5 protein-coding genes are annotated in these 2520 nt (G+C 67.3%); 4 read left to right on the forward strand and 1 reads right to left on the reverse strand.

Features of this window, described 5'->3' with window-relative positions:
- The 3 genes from JHC99_RS18430 to trmB all read left to right on the forward strand — a co-directional run.
- Positions 1 to 272, forward strand: a 272-nt coding sequence (locus JHC99_RS18430; protein WP_292156147.1) for a methionine adenosyltransferase domain-containing protein, incomplete at its 5' end; no start/stop codon positions are given.
- Positions 273 to 375: 103 nt separating this feature from the next.
- Positions 376 to 729 (forward strand): hypothetical protein, encoded by a 354-nt coding sequence (locus tag JHC99_RS18435; protein WP_292156148.1) that lies wholly within the window; start codon positions 376 to 378, stop codon positions 727 to 729.
- Positions 730 to 801: 72 nt separating this feature from the next.
- Complete coding sequence (gene trmB, locus JHC99_RS18440) at positions 802 to 1524, forward strand: tRNA (guanosine(46)-N7)-methyltransferase TrmB (protein ID WP_292156149.1); 723 nt, start codon at positions 802 to 804, stop codon at positions 1522 to 1524.
- On the opposite strand, the gene JHC99_RS18445 is transcribed toward trmB, so the two are convergent.
- Complete coding sequence (locus JHC99_RS18445; protein ID WP_292156150.1) at positions 1521 to 2078, reverse strand: biotin transporter BioY; 558 nt, start codon at positions 2076 to 2078, stop codon at positions 1521 to 1523. The two genes, trmB and JHC99_RS18445, sit on opposite strands and share 4 nt — an antisense overlap.
- Before the next feature lie 121 nt (positions 2079 to 2199).
- On the opposite strand from JHC99_RS18445, the gene JHC99_RS18450 reads away from it, so the two are divergent.
- A partial coding sequence (locus JHC99_RS18450; protein WP_292156151.1) for a DUF1993 family protein occupies positions 2200 to 2520 on the forward strand: 321 nt, incomplete at its 3' end.

The following is a 2520-nucleotide window of genomic DNA, read 5'->3' on the forward strand; positions in this document are numbered from 1 at the left end:
CCTACGCCATCGGCGTGGCCAAGCCCCAGTCGATCCACGTCGATCTGCACGGCACGGCCACGGGCGCGATCACCGAAGCGGTCCTGGAGGACAAGATCCTGGGCCTGATCGGCGGCGCCACGCCCCGCGCGATCCGCGAGCACCTCGGCCTGAACAAGCCGATCTACGCCCGCACCTCCGCCTATGGCCACTTCGGTCGCACGCCGGACGCAGACGGTGGCTTCAGCTGGGAAAAGACCGACCTGGTCGATCAACTGAAAGCTCTCGCTTAACCCGAACGGTAATACGAATTTCCGTTGACGGATCACAGGGTTCGTCGGCTTAGTGCCCCCGCTATCAATCGGTGATCGTCACCGTCGTAGCGGGGGACTACCTATGAGAACGATGATCGGCGCCCTTCTGGGCGCAGCAATACTGGCGGCTGTCAGCGGCGTGGCGTCCGCCGAGCCGGACGGCGACGACTACACCTTCACCCTCTACAACGCCTCCAGCCAGACGGTCCTGACCTTCCAGACCGCCCGGACCAACGGCGGCTGGAGCAATGACTGGATCCCGACCCGTGTCGTCGAGGAGGGCGATCAGGTCGATATGCGCTTCCACGATTCCGAGGACGACTGCGACTACGACACCAAGGTCACCATGGCCGACGGGACCGAATACTACGAGACCATCGACTACTGCGAGATCGAGGACGTCTACGTCACCGACGAAGGCTTCTACGCCGAATAGGCCAGGATCGCCGAGAGGATCGCCGGTCGCGTCGAGGGGCGCGGCCGGCGATTTTGCGTTATAGGGCCGCCCATGCCCGCTTCCCGACCTCGCAAACCCGGCGATCCCGCCCATCCCCGCGCCTCAGGCCCCTTGCGGTCCTTTGGCCGGATCAAGTCACGCGTCATCAAGCCCTTGCAGGCGGCGCTGTTCGAAACCCTGCTGCCGTCCATCGCCGTGCCCGATCCGGCGGCCGGGCCGATCGACCCCTGCGCCCTGATGCCCGAGGCCACCGAGGTCTGGCTCGAGATCGGCTTCGGCGGCGGCGAGCATCTGGCGGCCCAGGCGGCGCGTCGTCCTGATGTGCTGATCCTGGGCTGCGAACCCTTTCTGAACGGAGTGGCGTCGCTGTTGCGTCACGTTGACGACGGCGGGCTGAAGAACGTCCGCATCCACGGCGACGACGCCCGGGCGGTGGTCGAGGCCCTGCCCGACGCGTCTCTGGACCGGATCATGATCCTGTTCCCCGATCCCTGGCACAAGGTCCGCCACAACAAGCGCCGGCTGATCCAGCCCGAGTTCGTGGCGGAGCTGACGCGGGTGCTGAAACCGGGCGGGCGGCTGCGGTTCGTGACCGACTGGAAGGACTATGCGTCCTGGGCGCTGGAACGTTTGCAGGCTTCGCCGCACCTGACCTGGATGGCGAACGCGGCCGACGACTGGCGTACCGCGCCGGCCGACCACGTCGTCACCCGCTATGAAGAGAAGGCGCTCGGCGACACTGCTCCGCTGTTCCTGGAGTTCCGGCGCGTCTAGGGCCGGGTTCGCAGACGTCGCCACAGCCACAGGGTGCCCAGCACGAGCACGGACTTGACCACGGCCCCGATCAGGAAGGGGGTCGCCCCGACCTGCATTGCTCGACCGGGGTCCAGTCCGATGCTGAGGATCAGCCAGCCGGTCCCGCATGCCAGGATCAGGGCGTGGGCCAGCAGCAGGATGGCGAAACCCGGCAGGGGCCGTTCCATCCCACCCTGCTCCCTGGCCCAGCCGATCAGGAAGGCTGCCGCGGGAAACCCCATCAGATAGCCCGCGCTGCCCCCGGTCGCCGCGACCATGCCGCCCGACCCATTGGACAGAACGGGAAGGCCAGCCAGCGCCAGGGCCAGATACAGGACCACGCTTGCCACCCCCCAGCGCGGTCCCAGCACGGCTCCGGCCAGCAGCACGGCCCAGGTCTGCATCGTCATCGGGACGGGATACAGCGGGATCGCGATCTGGGCGGCGACGGCGATCAGCAGGGTGAACCCGGCCGTCGCCGTGATTCGGAACCAGACGTCCCAAGGCGGGCTGGCGGTGCGGCTTGTGGTCATGGTGGAGGCGAACCATGTTCGGGCTGGGGGCCGCAAGGCCTGTTCGACATCGCTGCTGGATTTCCCTCGGAAACCACGGCAAAGACCAAGTCTTTAAACGAAACTGACACTGGAAAAGCGCATGGCCTTCGATCTTTACGACGCCTCCGTCCCCGCCTTCGTGCGTGGCCTCAAGGCCCTGTCCGCCCTGCTCGACAAGGCGCTGGCCCAGGGGTTCGACGAGGCAGCCCTGATGGAGGCGCGCCTGGCCCCCGACATGAACCCCTTCCCGGCCCAGGTCCGCACCGCCGCCTTTTCCGCCCGCGGCTGCGTCGCCCGGCTGACCGGCCAGGACTGGCCCAAGACCGAGGACAAGGAGGCGACCTTCGCCGAGCTTCAGGCGACGATCGCCCTGTCGATCGCCTTCATCGAATCCGTGCCGCGCGAGGCCTTTGCCGGCGCC

Origin of the sequence: Brevundimonas sp., from assembly GCF_016463485.1 — a bacterium.
Lineage (GTDB): Bacteria > Pseudomonadota > Alphaproteobacteria > Caulobacterales > Caulobacteraceae > Brevundimonas.